The following is a 16,094-nucleotide window of genomic DNA, read 5'->3' as shown; positions in this document are numbered from 1 at the left end:
AAAGAGTTTAAAATAGTTTTACATGTAAAGATTCAGCTGAGCATTTTCTCCATCGAAAAATTGACGATCATCTGCCCATTTCTCTTGATTTCATTGCGATGAAGTGTTTTAAAACCTCGTTTTTCAAAAAAAGGTTTTGCCACGATGGAGGCTTCGAGGTATAAACGTTTTATGCCTTTTTGCTCTGCCAAATTTTGGGTATACGCAAAAAGCTCGCTCATCACGCCACGTTTTTGATACGCTGGATGGGTGTAGGCACAGTCGATATGCCCGTTATCTTCGAGTTCTATAAAGCCTACAATGGTTGCTTCCACCATCGCCATAAACGGTTTTTTAAGGGCAAGTCGTTTGACCCAATAGGGATAATTGGGTGGTGTGTGCGCCCATGCTTCTTGCTGTTCGCGTGAATAAATATGTGGGTCGATCGCATGCACGCAAGCATGGTGCAAGTCTGTGATTTCGGTAGCGCATGCGTCTGTGTAGGGTAGGATGGTGATTTTCATAAAGGAATTGTAGCATTTTACATGTAAAGATTTTTTCGAAGACACCTCTTCAAAAAGAGCAATTTTTGGATTGCACTAGAGGATACTTTGCGTTATACTTGGGCACAATGATAGACAAGGATACTTTATGCAGCTCAAAATAGCCGAACTTAGTGACATCGACAACGTTTTAAAACTCCACGCGAAATACCAGATCAGTACGATTCAAGAGGAAGATAAAAAAGATGGTTTTGTCACCACTGCTCTCACCAAAGAGGAGTTAACCAAACTCATCAACGAAGAGCAAGGGCTTTTCATCGCCATTAGCGAGGGTGAGGTGGTGGCGTATGTCATGTCTGCCTCATGGCAATTTTTAGCTTCTTGGCCGATTTTCGCGTACATGATGGATGACTTAGTGAATCTTGAGTATTTGGGACAAAAAATAACACCTGAAAACTCCTATCAGTATGGACCCGTTTGTGTTGATAAAAGTGTGCGAGGCAGTGGTGTACTGGAAGCCATCTTTGATTTTGCACGAGAGCAGATGTCAAAAAAGTACCCCATTTTGGTGACATTTATCAACAAAATAAACACGCGCTCCTATGCCGCACATACGAAAAAAATTGGACTTGAGATGATTCAAGAGTTTTCGTTCAATAACAATGACTATTACGAACTGGTCTATGACACAGCCAAAGCGCTTAAGAATGAAAGGTTACAAACTCCTCAAGACTAATGCGAGGTGTTCGGTAGCTGTTGATAAGGGCGCTTGTATCTTCGTAACCCAGTGCCATACCGCCAAGTAAGAGCATAGTTTCAGTGATGCCAAGTTCATGTTTTACAATGCTTGGGAATTCGGCAAGTGCGGCTTGTGGGCAGGACGCTAGTCCTTTTTCCGTAGCGCTTAGCATAATGGACTGCAAAAACATGCCATAGTCGAGATAAGAGCCTTTTTCTAAGCGTGAGTCGATAAAAAAGTAGAATACCACGGGTGCATCAAAGGCGCGGTAGTTGAGTTTCCATTGCTCGATCTGCTTTTGTTTATCCTCTTTGGAAATGCCTAGCGTGGCGTACATCAAAAGTCCTGTCTCTTTTCGGCGACTTTTATAAGGTTCTTCCCAAGAGGAAGGGTAGTAGGCATAGTCCATGACCTCTTTGGCGCCACGCTCAAAGGCTTCGATGACTTTGGTTTCTAATGTACGTTTTTTGTCTCCACTGACGACACACACACGCCACGGTTGCATATTGACACCAGAAGGTGCATGTTTGGCATCGTTCAAAATCGCTTCGATGAGTGTTTGCGAAACCTCTTGGGGTAAAAAAGCGCGTGTGGATTTTCGTGTTTTGAGTGCTTCCGATACGGTCATAATAGAGCCCTTTCGTGTTTTATTTATTTTACGAAACTTTTTTGAAATTAAATGAAACTGTTTAAAATTAACTTCCATTTTTTATTCTGAACACGTGTTTAAAGCAAAGCTCTAAACACTACGTTAACACTGAGTTTTCCTCGGCGGAATGCCCACGCACCTTTGGTACTTTTACTAAGTGTATAAGGTCAGTTACAAGATGAGGTATAATTCTTCTTTATTTTAAAGGATTTGACGTGGCTTCTGCAGTTGATTTTTCAATTATGGCGATTTTTCTTCCCACCTTCTTTTTTGTCTCGGTAACGCCAGGCATGTGTATGACACTCGCAATGAGTTTGGGTATGAGTATTGGGCTCAAGCGCACGTTTTATATGATGGCAGGTGAACTGGTCGGTGTGGCGATTGTAGCGCTCTCTTCGGTGATTGGTGTGGCAGCAATTATGATCAACCATCCTGATATCTTTACGATTTTCAAGTACGCGGGTGGACTTTACTTAGGTTATTTGGGGTTACAACTTTGGCTCAATCGTGGCAAGATGGCACTTTCAAAAACCGAATGTTCTGCCACGATTTCTGCTGCTTCTTTAGCTACGCAAGGTTTTGTCACAGCCATTGCCAATCCTAAAGGGTGGGCGTTTTTCATCGCACTTTTACCGCCTTTTATCAACCAAACTAAGCCGCTGATTCCTCAGGTGTCGGTGCTTTTAGCCATTATTTTAGTGCTTGAATTTATCTGTTTGATTATCTACGCGAGTGGCGGTAGCACCATGCGTAAGTTTCTGCAAAAAAGCAATAATGTCAGGCTGATGAACCGCATTGCAGGTACTTTGATGCTCGGTGTGGGTGTGTGGTTGGCGTTTGGGTAATGCTTTACATGTAAAGAGACAAAGCCAAATTTCTAGCTTTGTCTCTTTTAAAAAATAACCTCTATTTCAAATTCTTTGCTAACGTACTCATCTCTCTCTCAAATACTTCAAACTTTTTATCCAGTTGTATTTTTACTTTAGCTTTTTCCGCAGGTGTTAAAAATGAATAATTGATGCTGTTATACACATATGTTTTAATGGTGGCGTAACTTGGGTGGTAACGACTGGCAAGTAGAACATACTCATGCGCCAAGTTATCCCTCGAAACGCCTGAATCGTCCGTAGAAATGACGATAGGCACGCCATAAGCGGCATAAATGGTGTAAGGGTGTTCCTTACCTGCGACGCCTAAGATGAACTCATTGCTTGAGAGGTTGATTTCCACGGCGGCATGCTCTTTGAGCTCTTTAAGAAGCGAGAGTGACTCTTTTTCATAGGCAATATCCACACCATGCCCAATGCGATCTGCCCCTGCGATTTTACGCGCTTGGGTAATGTGAAAGAGAAGCTCTTTTGGCTCCACCATACCAATGGTCAGCTCTCCCGCGTGAAGGGAGTGAGGCACTTGTGGATAGTGACTTACGAGGTAGTTGAACATACGCATATGAAGGGTGTAGTCGTTGATCGCCACAGTGTTGTTCTCTGGTGCTACGATGTTCACACCCACGATAAGCGGTGAGCTAAGTACGGCTTTGTAGCCCGCAAGTAGATCGGTATAGACTTGAAGTGGTTCGAGCACTCTCACCGCATAGGTTTGAAAGCGCATCGTAAAGTTTTCGGTGTCGATGCCTTCATGTCGGTGTTCTACCTCGCTGACAAAATGGTGCACTTTTGCGTCAAAGGATTGGTTTTGTGTATAAACCGTACTGATGCGATCTAACAGAGCGTTGACCTCTTCTTGCGTGGTGGCATGGCGAAGGGCGGCATTGATATTTTTGGCTTCTTCGGCGCTGAAAAATTCAGCACTATTGACGCCCACACGCGAGAGCATGGTTTCGATGTAGGAGACATTTTCATTGAGTGCACGCTCTTTGATGATGTTCAGTCCCACGTCCATATATTGATCAGAGATCGGTGAAAAATAACCAAAGGTGTTGAAAAAGTTGCTATCGGGCGGGAGTTGCTCATGGCTGTGGTTGTCGAAGTCTTTGTCAGACCAGAGTGTGAGCAGTTTACGATAGAGCGTATCATTGGAGATGAGTTCATCCACGCTGACACTTTTACAGGTTTCATTGCCTTTGACTTTAACAATTTTGAAAGTACATGAGTCGATAAACCAACCTTTGTTTTTCACCCATTCAAGGTACGTTTCGGCATAAATAGAACCCGTATAGTGGTGGTGCAAGTCACCACCTTTGGGCATTTGGGTGAAAAAGAGATTGAGCATGGCAACATTGGGAACATGCGTCTCAAAAGAGCGCTCATACAGTGCCGAAGTTGCGCCTTCATCATCGCTTTGCGGTAGGTTCGGCATGGGGGCACAGCCTACCAAAAAGCTCAAAAGTAGTAGTAGGCTTAAGTGTTTGAGATAGCGCATGGTTGTCCTTACATGTAAAATTATTTTTAGAACTTTAATCTTGCAATGCGTTCATTGGCCTTAGTGATACGCTCAAGTGGGATGGCACCGTTTTTGACTTGTGCCAAAATAGTTTCGACGATCTCGTCGGTTTTCGTTTTTGAAAGTTGGTTTCCAAAGAGAAGCATATCAATGCCTGAGTTAATTGCTAAGGTCACGGTATCTTTAAGCGTGTAATACTTTGCAATCGCTTCCATCTGTAAATCATCGCTGATGAGTACACCTGTGTAGTGCATTTTTTCTCTTAAAAGTTGAGTGTTTATGGTGTAAGAAAGCGTTGCGGGGTAAGTGTTATCGAGCTTTGCGTTATAGACATGCGCGGACATGATCATAGAGACACTGTTCGTGTTGATGAGCTTTTGGTACGGCTCTAGCTCTTTTTCGCTCCATGTTTGAGTCACATCAACAAAACCTTCGTGCGAGTCACCTAAGGAAGAGCCATGCCCTGGTAAATGTTTAAGCACACTGATAACGCCTTTTTCTCTGAGCGCATTGATAAACACAGTGGCGTATTGCACGACTATGGCACTCTCTTTGCCGTACGAGCGCTCTAGTTTAAAGATGACTCTATTTTCTGGGTTCAACGCCAAATCCACCACAGGTCCGAAATCACAGTTGATGCCATGCTCTTTGAGCATTTCTGCCATATGTGTGTAAACCTCTTTGGTCTGTTCAAGCGACATTTTAGAAAGTGCAAACGCGGAGGGAATTTCTTCGAACCCATCACGCGCTTTGAGCCTTGCCACTCTGCCACCCTCTTGGTCGATGGAGATGAGAAGCGGTTTTGTCGCGTAATGTTTCAGTTGTTTGGTAAGTTCTCTCAGCTGTGCGGGAGAGCTAATATTTTTTGTACGCTCTCTATCACGGTAAAACCTATCAAATAAAATAACCCCACCCAGTTCATAGTTTTGTAGGTCTTTAACGATGGTACTTTGCGCATCAATCGTTGCATCATCAAAGCCAACAACGAGCATGTGACCTATCATTTTTTTTTAAAACAGCATCGTCTGGCATCGCTTGAAGGGGAAGTGTAGCGAGTAGTAAAAGCATCAAAAAGGGAATAATTTTGCGCAAAAAATATCCTTCTATTTTTTAAAAATTATAGCGCAGTTAGGATTTTTTAGGTTTGAATCTCACGGCTTGATGCAGAGGATTTTGTATGCAATGCAATTGATAGTCGATCATCGCGTGAAAAGGAGTGAGAAACATTTCTAATTTTTCTTGCGCTATCGTTTCGATCTGCCACTGGTTCAGGAGTTCCAAGACTGTAAGCGTTGACTCAATGGTCGAGAGGCAATACTCTAGGGGTTGCTCTTTGATCTTAAATTCTGAACGTTTCGTAGAGTCAAAACTAATGTGAGAAAGTCCATGTAAATTCTTACTCTCACGCATCATTTTGAGTGAACATGCCCATGTCGAATCAATAAGAAAAATAGCCATGGGCTTCTTTACATGTAAAGCTTTTTCAGCCAGAGGATTTGCATGACTGAGGTTGATGGCATGCTTTGAAGGATAGAGTATAAAACTCTCATATGTTGCGATAATCTCTTTGATGCGCGCATTGTCACTAAAGTCGATACCCATAAAAAGCTCAGAGTTGGGTAAGGATAGATGCGTCAAGTGCCCCGTACCATTTTTGGTTTTTTTAAACTCTTTGGGGTGTATTAAGACGATGAATTTTGTCTGTGTCGCAATGGGGCGGATGTGGCTACACATGCACGAGCTTTTGGGTCTGTAACAGTTGTAACATTTCGCTCTATCACCGTAAATCGTCTGCATCGCCTGCCTTAAAATAATTGGGATTATACTAAAATATGGAAGGAAGATGATAAAGATTAGGAGGGAAGGCTTTATATGAGTTTACAAAATAGACTTATTGGTCGGAGTTCACAAATAATTGACCAAGATACGATCAAGTTTGATTTCGATTTATTCTTACAGAGAATTCTTTTGTTTGATACGCATATATTGGATTCCATTAGGTTAAAAGAAATACCATATTTAATCAATTATTTTGGATATGAAGGTTTAATGGAGCTACTTAATTCTGATGTGTTAAAAATTCAAGCTTCTGCAAATACGATTGCTCAAATTGGACAATCATTTATTCGAACACATCAAGGGAAAAATGTTTTGCCACTTGGCTCATTTTCTTTTTCTACATTACAATCTGCCGACGAAAAGGAATATATTAGTAGTTGTTTAAAAATTACCGATGATATTGAAAGTATTTCGACAAAACAAAAAATAAAACTTAAACATGCAGTTATTGATAATTTAACTCATTTACCTGAAAAATTTGGAAGTATTTCAATAGAGCAAATGAAATCAGAAGTGCATCGGAAAGATTTAGTAATGAGGCATATTAATAAAGTTTTATTCCAGATGTTTCAAATTACAAATATATCAGATGATGTGAGTATTCGCATTCATCAAATAAATGAAGATGATTTTTTAGTCGAAAGTAATTTAGAAAGCTTATATCATTTAAGCAAAGAAGATTCTCATAAAATTATCGAGAGAGCACTTCTTGGTATAGGAGCTTTAAATATGAAAATTGAAGAGATGAGTTTTCATAATGCTCTTTCAGGATTTATGGGGAACGAAATTTCTTTATTTGAAGATAAGTTAAACTTTATAGAAGAACACCACTCCCCTAAAAAACAAGAAACTCAAATAAGAAGAATTTTTGAAATTAAAGATTTCCCAAAATTCACTACATCCCACGATTATGCTAAGGTTGATGTACATAAGTTATTAGAAATTCAAAAAAGTTCTGAATGTAAAGCTTTTAGGGAATGGCTAAAAACTATAGATTTCAAAGATGAGCAAGAAATAAGAAATGAACTAAATAATTATCGCAACAAGATTGCTTCTTTGGCTAATTCTAAAGTAGGAAAAACTATAAGATGGCTAGTCGGTGAAATAATTTCACCACTAGAGGAGATGAGTGGCTATAAAGGAATGGGAATGGCATATAGCGCACTAGATTCTTTTGTTATAGATAAACTAATTTCTCAAAAAGGACATATCGCTTTTATCAATGATTTATATCCATCTATTTTTGAAAAAAAGTAAAATTTTTAATCCAAACCTTTACATGTAAAGATTTTTAGCCCTCAATCACACCAACACAATTCCCATTAATTCAAGCAAAGAAAGCGCCTCAAATCGGCTAAAAATAGCTCCTTTGAGGTGGTTGGTGCGCAGATCGATCGTCGTGTTACTTGCATCTGTGAAATTGGCGTATTCCAGATGGGTGTTGCCAAAGAGCGTACCTTTGAGGTCAGAGCCTCGAAAGTCTGATTTTTCGAGTTTTGCATTTCGAAAGTCAGCTTCGGTGATACGGCATTCACTCATCACCACTTTGTTCAAGGTTAAGCCAAAAAAATTGCTGTCACCCAGAAGACAGTCTCGAAACTGGAGGGGCTCGATAGAGAGAAGACTCTCCCAGTTTGCCATCGTCCAATCAATCCCGATCATTTTGCACGAGGAGAAGTTAACAGCGTTTAGTTTAGTGTCGGTGAGTTTCATAAGGCTTAGATTGCAGTTTTCAAAACGACACCCTATAAATCTGCACGATGAGAAAAAGGTTTCACTAAAATCGCAGGAGACAAAGGTGCAGTCGTCAAATTCCGCTTTGGTGATTTTTTGTTTGCACAGATTTACCCCTGTGAAATTCTCTGCAAATACGTCCATTTTGTCCGTGATAGATAAAGAAGTCATCCTTGACAGCTTAGTTGCTTGTGATTTCTTTGTAAATATGCACTGCCAATGCTACCGCTTCATTTTTCTCAGGGATAGAAAGGCTTGGGAAAAAGGCTCCGAGCCCTTCCTTGTGGTTGGTTTCTAAAAACTCGATCATCAAAGCGTAACCGATGATAAAACCATCTTTTTGCTCGAAATTTTCACGAAATCGCTCCAGCAATTTGCCTCTGGCGTGTGCCCATTTGACGATGAATTTTTTGATGAGCTCTTTGTGTTTTTGAAGGGAATTTTGAATCTCCAATATCTCTTTAAAGGTCGTAAAGGTGTTGATAATATTTAAAAAAAGGCTGATATTCGCCGATTGCATTTGCTCTGAAAAAGCAACCGATTTGAGTTCTAATTTTTCGATGATATAGGCTTCTATCTCTTCGAGATCATACGATTGCTCGATGAAAAGTTTGAGGCTTTCAGCGTTAATGTCAATGTTCTCAAACCCTTGTTTGGAGATGGTTTCAACGTAGTTATGGATGTCAAGTTTGAGCCTGCTAAATTCATCATCGGCAATTTCAAGAATGCTGGCGATACGTGAGAATTTTCGGCGAAACTCTCTTGGAACGGCGATGTTGGACTTATAACCGATGTCATGTTCTATCTCTGCCCATGCGTGTTGCAAAATGGTTCGCACTTGAATTTCAAATTTGAGATTTTTGTAGTTTTTATACTCTCTGAGTTGTGCTCTTTCATCGTTGATCGAGCAGATGATGTGGTAGGAGAGGTAGCCAAAGCGATCAGGATCTAAGATTTTCTTTTTATCAATGGAGTTGACCTCGTCAATTTTGAACTCTTTAAAAATCAGATTGACAATCTTTTCCACATCAATTTCAAAGTAGCTGATGATGCGACAGCCCACAATATCGGTGATTTCGCTGAGGTCTTGGTATTTGTTTTTCCCGTCAATTTTTTTGGCTAAACTGCTTTTTTCTTTGACCCTGTTTTCAATGGAGTGGTACGAAATTTTCTCTTGCTCAAGGAGTTCTTTGAGTAAAATATCCATTTTGTCACTAAAGTTCTCATATTGCTTGAGCTCTTTTTCATATTCGGCGATGAGATGATGTTTGTTATTTTCCAAAAGGACTCCTTGTCTATGATCGATAAAATTATTTTATAGTATAGGAGCTTAAGATCATGCGCATAGTTTGGTACCTTTTTAAGGCAAAATATTTATTTTAGCTCTTCGCTCACAACCCCATCATTCACACGAATAATTCGATCAAATAACGGAATCATCCGTTCATCATGCGTGACGACCAAGATAGCAACCTCTTGTTCGGTAGCAAGTTTTTTAAGTAACTGCATCACCGAAAGGGCACGTTCTCCATCCAATGCAGCTGTTGGTTCATCGGCTAAAATGATTTTTGGATTATTGGCGAGCGATCTTGCGATGGCCACGCGTTGACTTTGTCCGCCTGAAAGTTGTGAGGGCATCGCGGTGAGTTTGTTCCCCACACCCAAATACTCCAACAACTCTTTCGCTTTTTGAGTCGCTTCTTTGGGGTTGGTTTTATTCATCAGCGGAACGAGTGTTATGTTCTCTTCGACGTTTAAAAAAGGGATGAGATTGTGCGACTGAAAGATAAAGCCGATCTTTTGACGGCGTAATTTCCGTGTGTCGCTGATGCACCAGTGTTGATCAAAAATCAGTTCCCCATCCAGATACAACTTCCCCTGTGTTGGTTCGGTGATGCACCCTATCATGGTGATGAGCGTTGTTTTTCCCGAACCACTAGGGCCCAAAAGCGCAACGGTTTCGCCTTTGAAAATTTCAAACGAGCACGCTTTAATGGCCATGACAGCATTTTCACCTTTTCCATAGGTTTTTGCAAGCTGCTCTACTTTAATGACACTTTGATGCGATGGCTTCATATTACCCTCCAATGGCGCTAGCGGGGTCAATTTTGAGTGCTGAACGCACGCCAAAAAGCGAACCGAGGATACTCACGATGATGACAATTTCCAAAAGACTGAACGCATCAGCGCTCATCAAAATAGTGCGTTTGGGAAATAAGTCCATTAAACTGTGTGAGAAGAGATTGCCTGCTATAAACGATAAGATGCCTAAAAGCACGGACTGTTGCACAATCATTTTTATAATCACCCCATTCGAAGCACCGATGAGTTTTAAAATGGCGATTTCCTTGAGTTTGCCCATGGTCATGGTGTAAATAATGAGTGAGATAATCACGGAAGCGACGAGCAATAAAATCACCGTAAACATACCGATCTGTTTGGCGGAACGTTCGATGAGATTTTTGGTTAAGAGCGAGGATTGTTCCTCTTGGGTAAAGACCTTAACGTGTTTCCATCGTTCGATTTCTTGCCCGATTGCTTTAAGATCCGCCCCTTCTTCCACCGTCGCGATGATCGCGTTGATGGTTGTTGTATCGGTTGCTTTAGTGCCTCTGGCACGGTCATTGCGAATTTGCTCATTGCTCGATAAAAATTGAAGTTTTTGTGCATCGGGAAGCGAAAAATAGACCATCAAATCGCCACTGGAAGAGACAGCGTCTTTCGTAATGCCGACGACGTTAAACATATCTCTTCCAATCAAAATTTCATCATGCAATTTAAATCCCGTTTTTTTATCGACAATCATTTCAAAATGATTCGCAAGAATCGGTCTTCCTTCTACGAGATGATGGGGCGTGTAAAAGGAGCCAATATCGTACCCCATCGCAAAAACCCTAATCGGCTGATTGTTACGGTAAAGTTGAAGGTTTTGAAAGGTGAGGGCTGAGACATCTTTCACGCCTTCAAAGGCTTTGATTTGGTACTTGATGTCTTCATGCAGGCGCGAATTTTCCGCAAAAGGGCCTAGGGTGTCTTGTTGCACAATCCATAAATTGGCGTGGGTGTCTTTGAGCAAAATATTGGCATCATCCACCAATCCCCGATAGACACCAATCATAATTAAAACAACGCCTAAAAGCATCCCAATGCCCATCGATGTTGTGAGAAATTTACCCAGAGAATGGGCGATGTCTCTTTGTGCTAAACTGATCATAATTTAATCCGCATACCTTCCGTTATGTCACGTCCTGCTGGTAAAAGGATCGTATCCTTCTCCGTTACGCCATTTTTTATGATGATGAGACCATCGGCGCTGATGGACTGAAAGCTCAGTGGTTTAAAATGTGCATGACCTTCATTGCCGAGCCAAACGCCTTTTTCACCTTTGTGTGTTGCAAGCGCTAAGAGCGGAAGGGTTAAGACATGGGTGTGATGTGCCAGCGCAATCGTCGCTTCCGCACGTTCGCCCACGTAAAGAGGGTGTTGTGGCTGATCAAACGCAATGTTGACCTCTCGCTCCTCTGTGGTTCGATCGCTTTCCAAACCAATTCGAGCGATATGTCCATGATAAGGCGTGGAAGGATGTGAACGCAATGTAATAGACGCAGACGCTCCTACATGTAAAGTTCCACTTTGTCGTTCATTGATATAGATTTTAACCCAAATGGAGTTTGGATTGATCAGTCGAAAGACAGGTGAGCCCGAAAGAACGGTGCTTCCCACTTCGGCATCACGAGAAAGAACCACCATATTCTCAGGAGCTTTTAACGTAAGATCCTCAATTTTGGCGTTGTTGCTTTTCACAAGAGCTTCATTTCGTGCGATATCGGCCTGCATAAGGTTCACTTGCCACGTTGCATTTTCCACTTGAGCTTTGGCACTTTGTTCTACGGAAAATGCCGTATCTAACTCCGCTTGTGCCACAAAACCTTCCGAAATGAGATGCTGATAGCGTGTCAGTGTCGTGTGTGCTAAATGATATTTGGCTTCCAAATCTTTCAGGAGACTTTGTTGGGAAAGAAGCGACATCTGGCTTTTTTTCATCGCCATCAAGGCTTCTTCCTTGGATGCAAGCAGATCAGAAGGATCCATCACCGCAAGAATCTTTCCTTTCACAACTATTTCGCCTTGATCGGCAAAAAGGGAGAGCACTTTTGTTGTTGTTTTAGGCGCTAACACGATCATCTCTTTCGCTTCAATCGTTCCGACTCCAAAAGCGGTTTCATTGACATCTTGGAAAATAGGCGAGATCGAAGCAAATGTGATCTTCGGCAGATACACTTTGAAATAAAAAAAGCTTCCAATGGCCATCACCACCACTAAAATCAATGTATTTTTCATAACAGACGCCCTGTTCATAGGGAAGCTCCTTTGGGAATGAGTCTTTTAATATGGGCTAAAGAGGCTATTTTTTGCAACATAGCAGCACTTTGCGCAATCAAAGCATTGTCATAGGCGCGTTGGGCTTCAAGCACTTCAATGTAGGTGGCTAACCCCTCTTTGTAACGCCCTTTGGTAATGGCAACGGTCTTGGCAAGTGCGAGTGCTGCCATCTGTTTGGCTTGAATGGTCGCATCCAAGCGCTTTGTATCTAAAATGGCTTCATACAACTCTTGCCAAAGGGTTAATTCACGCGCTCGCAATGCTTCTTCTGCCATTAAAATACTGACTCTATCTTTTTCGATTTGATGGGAAATCCTACCACCTGTTACGAGAGGGATAGAGGCCTTAATGCCAATTTGATTGCTTGAATAAGAGGAGATGGAGGTATCACTTCCTAGCGAACCTGCGGAGAGGATGGTGCCATAGTGTTCTGCTTTCGATGATTCGTATAAGGCGTGACTTTGTTTTATTTTAGCGCCCAATGCTTCAAGCTCAGCGTTATGTTCTTTGAGCATGTGTCGCCATTGTGCATCAGGAAAAGAAGGTAACGTGGTGTGTGAGAGTGCTGTAAAATCATCTTCAATGCTAATGTCCTGTTCCGAAAAACCGGTGAGCATGCTCAGCAAATGGGTAAATTTACGCTCCTCATTGCGACTGGTTTCCAGTAAATCTTTAGCGTCCAGTAACGAAGCATAAAAGCGTTCGCTATCGGCTTCCGTTTTCAATCCCACATGTTTCATTTGACGCGATTGATCGTACAGTGCTTGGTAAAAGGCAAGCGAGAGGGCATTAGCTGTGCTGACGCGTTGAAGGTATGCGAGTGAATAGTACGCTTGCCAGACTCTTTCGCCCAGCAATGCTTTGGCATTTTCATTCAGTGCTAAAGCAGACTCTGCATCTTGCTGTGCCGCATCAATGCGTTTTTGTGTTCGACCAAAATCCCACAAGGTATAGGTCAGTGTCACATCGACATGTGTTGAAAAATGATCTCTGGTTACAAAACTGCCACTATTTTGCGAAACGAGCGTTTTTGTGGGATAATATTCTGCATTAAGACTTAGCTCGGGATACGTAGCGGCTTGTGCTATACCGATACTTTCGCGTGCCGAATCTAATTGATACAGTGCGAGTTTGGCATCGGGATGCGATATAAGCGTGGCGTCAATGGCTTCTTGCAGTGAAAGTGTTTTCGCAAAAAGTGTTTGCAGTGCCAAAAAAATTAAAATAACAGTTCGCAGTAGTGTCATCATAAGCGCTCCTATACGGTAACGTATTGTACTATGTCCACGTGAGTCTTTACTTGATTCGTATCAATTTTGCAAGTGTGAGCGTTATCGGTACGTGTGACTATTTGTAAGAAGCGATGGTCGCTGCAACTGCTTTTAAATCATCGTCATTTAATCCCACAGCGATAGGTTTCATAACGCCTTTCATTGCGCCACCTTCGCCATTTTTATAACCATTGACAGAGGCAATGATTTTGTCTGCATCCCAGCCTGCAATAATTTGAGACTTGTTCAATGCTACCTTAGCTGCTTTTTCCCCATGACAAGAGAAGCACTTCGCCTTATAAATTTCAGCACCATCGGCTGCAAATAAAGTTGAAACAGAGGCAATGAGTAAACTTAAAAGAATTTTTTTCACGATTTTCCCTTTTGGAATGAATTTTTAAAAATATATAATAAATAGAAAATTATGTCCTTGACGAATATCAATATTGATCCAAATTAAGCATAACCTTTGTACAATAAATGCGTAGTAACCAACTTCAAAAAGGAGAGACCATGGCAAAAAGTAAAGATATGAAAAAAGAAGTCAAGAAGAAACCCGAGAAGTCGCTCAAAGAGAAACGCGAAGAAAAAAAAAGCGAAGAAGTCCTAGTTATCTAGGGCTTCTTTAGCTGACTGCTTTAAAGATCAGCACGACACTGCTCACCACAACCATGCACAATGCTATTTTTTTGAAAATCTCCGCATTAATACGGTGAAACAACTTTTCCCCCAGATAAAATCCTATAGCCAATGCCGGAATAGAAAAAAGCAAGATGACCCAGAGTTCTTTTACTTTGAGGGTGCCTGCCATGTACGACAAAATGATAGACACGAGATTGATCAGTAAAAAATACCGCGTCAGATTTCCTCTGAGAACACGTGCATGTTCTTCTGCTTTGGCGTTGAGATAATATAAAATAATCGGTGGCCCATTGATACTCGTGGTCGTCGCCAAAAAACCACTTAATCCGCCTGCAATGGCTTTTGCAAAGGTATGATGACGAATCGTGACGTGATAGTTTTTCCACAAAAGGAATGTAAAAATAAGTAAGATTCCGCCCATAAAGAGTTTCAGCAGATCCACATTGATGACACGCAGACAATACGCCCCAATCATTGCCCCTAAAATACTCGTGATCAGAAAAGGTGAGATCGCTTTGAAACTACCGTCATGATGCGTTGTTTTCATCATCATCAGTCGTATGATAAGACCGGTGAGCATGGTGATCATCACCGTATCTTTGGGGTCTAACACAAGGGCTAAAAGCGGCGCTGTTATGATCGCATAGCCAAATCCAGTCGTGGTTTGTAAAAAGCTTGAAAGGATAAAGACAGCAAAAATATACCATTCTATCAACACTTCCACCGTCTCCTTTACGTCGATACGACATTATAACAAAGTAGATGAGGTTTACATGTAAAGGTGAAATGCTATTTTTCTCTTACATTCCAAAAGTATCGTAAGAGTATTTTAAGTGCATAACTTCTATACTTTGCAGATAACTTAAAAAAGAGAGCAGATGAAAAAAATCGTTTTAATCGCAACCCTTGTATTGAAAGACTCACGTGAAGGTGTTTTGGAGGCGTTAACCACGTTGCATAAAGCAACCCATCAAGACGATAAGGGCTGTTTGCAGTATGATGTTCATCAAGACATCGAAAAAGAAAATACCTATGTTTTTATTGAGACGTGGGGGAGCGAAGCGCTTTTGGCGGCACATATGGAAAAAGAGCACTATAAAGTGTATAAAGCATTTATGGGTGATAAACTAAAGAGCATAACGCTCCAAAAATTGGAAAAAATCTTATAGGAGACACTATGGAAAATCCAACAATCAAACAACTGCAAAATCGAAAATCCATCCGTCAATTCACGGGTGAAGTGATCAACGATGAGCACTTAGAGCTTATCTTTAAAACAGCGCAACGCGCACCAACTTCCATCAATGCGCAACAAATAAGCCTCGTTTACACACGCGATAAAGCCAAACTCAAACAGATTTCCGAGTTGTGCAACCATCAAGCGCATATTGCCACTGCGGACGTGTTTGTGGGCATTGTTATTGACTTCAATCGTACAAACATCATTACCGAGAGCATGGGAAAAAAACACGTCATCGAGCAGAGTGCGGAGGGCATTATGGTGGGAGCTGTGGATGCGGGGATTATGCTTATTCAGCTTCAAGTGGCTGCTGAAGCTTTGGGGTATGGCACAACATCTATCGGTGCGGTGCGTGAAAATTCTGACACGATGATAAAACTTTTCAACCTTCCTCCCAAAACGTTCTTAGCGGTAGGGTGTACCATCGGTGTTCCAACCAAAGAAGCCAAAAATGCTCCTTTGAAACCACGTGTTGCACTCGAGAGCTTCGCAATGCAAGATACCTACGATAGTGAAAAAGTGAAAAAAGGGGTATTGGAATATAATAAGACCTTTAAAGCTTTCAGAGATGCGACAGGAAGCGGTTCAATGCCTACTTACGCAGAGATTACCTCAAATGCGTATTCGAGTATTTACTACCGAAAGACAGGCAAAGTTTTAATGGCACAAGGGTTTGCGTTTAAGGACGAATAGCCTTTCAAACAGAGGAATG

The 16,094-nt window shown here is 41.5% G+C and carries 18 protein-coding genes; 5 read left to right on the top strand and 13 right to left on the bottom strand.

Annotated elements, in window-relative coordinates; genetic code table 11:
- Positions 1–32: 32 nt before the first annotated feature.
- Positions 33–548 carry a GNAT family N-acetyltransferase gene (locus Sdiek1_RS13915; RefSeq protein ID WP_202819568.1) on the bottom strand — a complete coding sequence of 172 codons (516 nt, stop codon included), beginning with the start codon at positions 546–548 and terminating at the stop codon, positions 33–35.
- Between the two features lie 82 nt (positions 549–630).
- Here Sdiek1_RS13915 and Sdiek1_RS13910 point away from each other — a divergent pair, with 82 nt between their 5' ends.
- Positions 631–1,218 carry a GNAT family N-acetyltransferase gene (locus tag Sdiek1_RS13910; protein ID WP_087439652.1) on the top strand — a complete coding sequence of 196 codons (588 nt, stop codon included), beginning with the start codon at positions 631–633 and terminating at the stop codon, positions 1,216–1,218.
- Here Sdiek1_RS13910 and Sdiek1_RS13905 read toward each other — a convergent pair.
- A complete protein-coding gene (locus tag Sdiek1_RS13905; protein WP_087439651.1) occupies positions 1,184–1,849 on the bottom strand; it encodes a nitroreductase in 666 nt (221 codons plus the stop codon). The genes Sdiek1_RS13910 and Sdiek1_RS13905 overlap by 35 nt on opposite strands.
- A gap of 236 nt (positions 1,850–2,085) precedes the next feature.
- On the opposite strand from Sdiek1_RS13905, the gene Sdiek1_RS13900 reads away from it, so the two are divergent.
- The gene (locus Sdiek1_RS13900) at positions 2,086–2,715 is read left to right on the top strand and encodes a LysE family translocator (protein WP_087439650.1); all 630 of its coding nucleotides are present in this window, start codon (positions 2,086–2,088) and stop codon (positions 2,713–2,715) included.
- A 61-nt stretch (positions 2,716–2,776) separates the two neighbouring features.
- On the opposite strand, the gene Sdiek1_RS13895 is transcribed toward Sdiek1_RS13900, so the two are convergent.
- The 3 genes from Sdiek1_RS13895 to Sdiek1_RS13885 all read right to left on the bottom strand — a co-directional run bounded on the left by Sdiek1_RS13895 (position 2,777) and on the right by Sdiek1_RS13885 (position 6,007).
- Positions 2,777–4,252 (bottom strand): amidohydrolase family protein, encoded by a 1,476-nt coding sequence (locus Sdiek1_RS13895; RefSeq protein WP_087439649.1) that lies wholly within the window; start codon positions 4,250–4,252, stop codon positions 2,777–2,779.
- Positions 4,253–4,278: 26 nt separating this feature from the next.
- Positions 4,279–5,265: a glycoside hydrolase family 3 protein gene (locus Sdiek1_RS13890; protein WP_238099032.1), complete on the bottom strand. Its 987-nt coding sequence runs from the start codon at positions 5,263–5,265 to the stop codon at positions 4,279–4,281.
- 136 nt (positions 5,266–5,401) lie between these two features.
- Positions 5,402–6,007, bottom strand: coding sequence for a tRNA-uridine aminocarboxypropyltransferase (locus Sdiek1_RS13885; protein WP_238099030.1), 606 nt, complete (start codon positions 6,005–6,007; stop codon positions 5,402–5,404).
- A 138-nt stretch (positions 6,008–6,145) separates the two neighbouring features.
- On the opposite strand from Sdiek1_RS13885, the gene Sdiek1_RS13880 reads away from it, so the two are divergent.
- The gene (locus Sdiek1_RS13880) at positions 6,146–7,369 is read left to right on the top strand and encodes a hypothetical protein (RefSeq protein WP_087439647.1); all 1,224 of its coding nucleotides are present in this window, start codon (positions 6,146–6,148) and stop codon (positions 7,367–7,369) included.
- A gap of 45 nt (positions 7,370–7,414) precedes the next feature.
- On the opposite strand, the gene Sdiek1_RS13875 is transcribed toward Sdiek1_RS13880, so the two are convergent.
- The 8 genes from Sdiek1_RS13875 to Sdiek1_RS13840 form a co-directional block, all read right to left on the bottom strand.
- A complete protein-coding gene (locus Sdiek1_RS13875; RefSeq protein WP_087439646.1) occupies positions 7,415–8,017 on the bottom strand; it encodes a pentapeptide repeat-containing protein in 603 nt (200 codons plus the stop codon).
- A gap of 10 nt (positions 8,018–8,027) precedes the next feature.
- On the bottom strand, positions 8,028–9,128 hold the full coding sequence (locus Sdiek1_RS13870; RefSeq protein ID WP_087439645.1) for a GTP pyrophosphokinase: 1,101 nt from the start codon (positions 9,126–9,128) through the stop codon (positions 8,028–8,030).
- Between the two features lie 92 nt (positions 9,129–9,220).
- Positions 9,221–9,922, bottom strand: coding sequence for an ABC transporter ATP-binding protein (locus Sdiek1_RS13865; RefSeq protein WP_087439644.1), 702 nt, complete (start codon positions 9,920–9,922; stop codon positions 9,221–9,223).
- 1 nt (position 9,923) lies between these two features.
- Positions 9,924–11,060: an ABC transporter permease gene (locus tag Sdiek1_RS13860; RefSeq protein WP_087439643.1), complete on the bottom strand. Its 1,137-nt coding sequence runs from the start codon at positions 11,058–11,060 to the stop codon at positions 9,924–9,926.
- Complete coding sequence (locus Sdiek1_RS13855) at positions 11,057–12,205, bottom strand: efflux RND transporter periplasmic adaptor subunit (protein ID WP_087439642.1); 1,149 nt, start codon at positions 12,203–12,205, stop codon at positions 11,057–11,059. The genes Sdiek1_RS13860 and Sdiek1_RS13855 overlap by 4 nt, the downstream gene beginning before the upstream one ends.
- Complete coding sequence (locus Sdiek1_RS13850; protein WP_087439641.1) at positions 12,202–13,479, bottom strand: TolC family protein; 1,278 nt, start codon at positions 13,477–13,479, stop codon at positions 12,202–12,204. Before Sdiek1_RS13850 ends, Sdiek1_RS13855 begins: the two co-directional genes overlap by 4 nt.
- A 97-nt stretch (positions 13,480–13,576) precedes the next feature.
- Positions 13,577–13,873, bottom strand: a complete 297-nt coding sequence (locus tag Sdiek1_RS13845) for a c-type cytochrome (protein ID WP_087439640.1) — start codon at positions 13,871–13,873, stop codon at positions 13,577–13,579.
- A gap of 252 nt (positions 13,874–14,125) precedes the next feature.
- A complete protein-coding gene (locus tag Sdiek1_RS13840) occupies positions 14,126–14,866 on the bottom strand; it encodes a sulfite exporter TauE/SafE family protein (protein ID WP_161492054.1) in 741 nt (246 codons plus the stop codon).
- 154 nt (positions 14,867–15,020) lie between these two features.
- On the opposite strand from Sdiek1_RS13840, the gene Sdiek1_RS13835 reads away from it, so the two are divergent.
- Together Sdiek1_RS13835 and Sdiek1_RS13830 are read left to right on the top strand one after the other, a co-directional pair.
- Positions 15,021–15,311 (top strand): putative quinol monooxygenase, encoded by a 291-nt coding sequence (locus tag Sdiek1_RS13835; protein ID WP_087439638.1) that lies wholly within the window; start codon positions 15,021–15,023, stop codon positions 15,309–15,311.
- 8 nt (positions 15,312–15,319) lie between these two features.
- Positions 15,320–16,075, top strand: coding sequence for a nitroreductase family protein (locus tag Sdiek1_RS13830; RefSeq protein WP_087439637.1), 756 nt, complete (start codon positions 15,320–15,322; stop codon positions 16,073–16,075).
- The last annotated feature ends 19 nt before the right edge of the window (positions 16,076–16,094 follow it).

Source organism: Sulfurospirillum diekertiae (genome assembly GCF_002162315.1).
Lineage (GTDB): Bacteria > Campylobacterota > Campylobacteria > Campylobacterales > Sulfurospirillaceae > Sulfurospirillum.
Note: the sequence above shows the minus strand (reverse complement) of the source record. Positions and strands in the feature narration are given on the sequence as shown.

Bases quoted from the DNA above. Each gene is read 5' to 3' on its own strand.
- Sdiek1_RS13910 (WP_087439652.1), top strand. From the start codon at position 631: ATGCAGCTCAAAATAGCCGAACTTAGTGACATCGACAACGTTTTAAAA.
- Sdiek1_RS13905 (WP_087439651.1), bottom strand. From the start codon at position 1,849: ATGACCGTATCGGAAGCACTCAAAACACGAAAATCCACACGCGCTTTT.
- Sdiek1_RS13895 (WP_087439649.1), bottom strand. From the start codon at position 4,252: ATGCGCTATCTCAAACACTTAAGCCTACTACTACTTTTGAGCTTTTTG.
- Sdiek1_RS13890 (WP_238099032.1), bottom strand. From the start codon at position 5,265: ATGCTCGTTGTTGGCTTTGATGATGCAACGATTGATGCGCAAAGTACC.
- Sdiek1_RS13885 (WP_238099030.1), bottom strand. From the start codon at position 6,007: ATGTGTAGCCACATCCGCCCCATTGCGACACAGACAAAATTCATCGTC.
- Sdiek1_RS13880 (WP_087439647.1), top strand. From the start codon at position 6,146: ATGAGTTTACAAAATAGACTTATTGGTCGGAGTTCACAAATAATTGAC.
- Sdiek1_RS13875 (WP_087439646.1), bottom strand. From the start codon at position 8,017: ATGACTTCTTTATCTATCACGGACAAAATGGACGTATTTGCAGAGAAT.
- Sdiek1_RS13865 (WP_087439644.1), bottom strand. From the start codon at position 9,922: ATGAAGCCATCGCATCAAAGTGTCATTAAAGTAGAGCAGCTTGCAAAA.
- Sdiek1_RS13860 (WP_087439643.1), bottom strand. From the start codon at position 11,060: ATGATCAGTTTAGCACAAAGAGACATCGCCCATTCTCTGGGTAAATTT.
- Sdiek1_RS13855 (WP_087439642.1), bottom strand. From the start codon at position 12,205: ATGAACAGGGCGTCTGTTATGAAAAATACATTGATTTTAGTGGTGGTG.
- Sdiek1_RS13850 (WP_087439641.1), bottom strand. From the start codon at position 13,479: ATGATGACACTACTGCGAACTGTTATTTTAATTTTTTTGGCACTGCAA.
- Sdiek1_RS13835 (WP_087439638.1), top strand. From the start codon at position 15,021: ATGAAAAAAATCGTTTTAATCGCAACCCTTGTATTGAAAGACTCACGT.
- Sdiek1_RS13830 (WP_087439637.1), top strand. From the start codon at position 15,320: ATGGAAAATCCAACAATCAAACAACTGCAAAATCGAAAATCCATCCGT.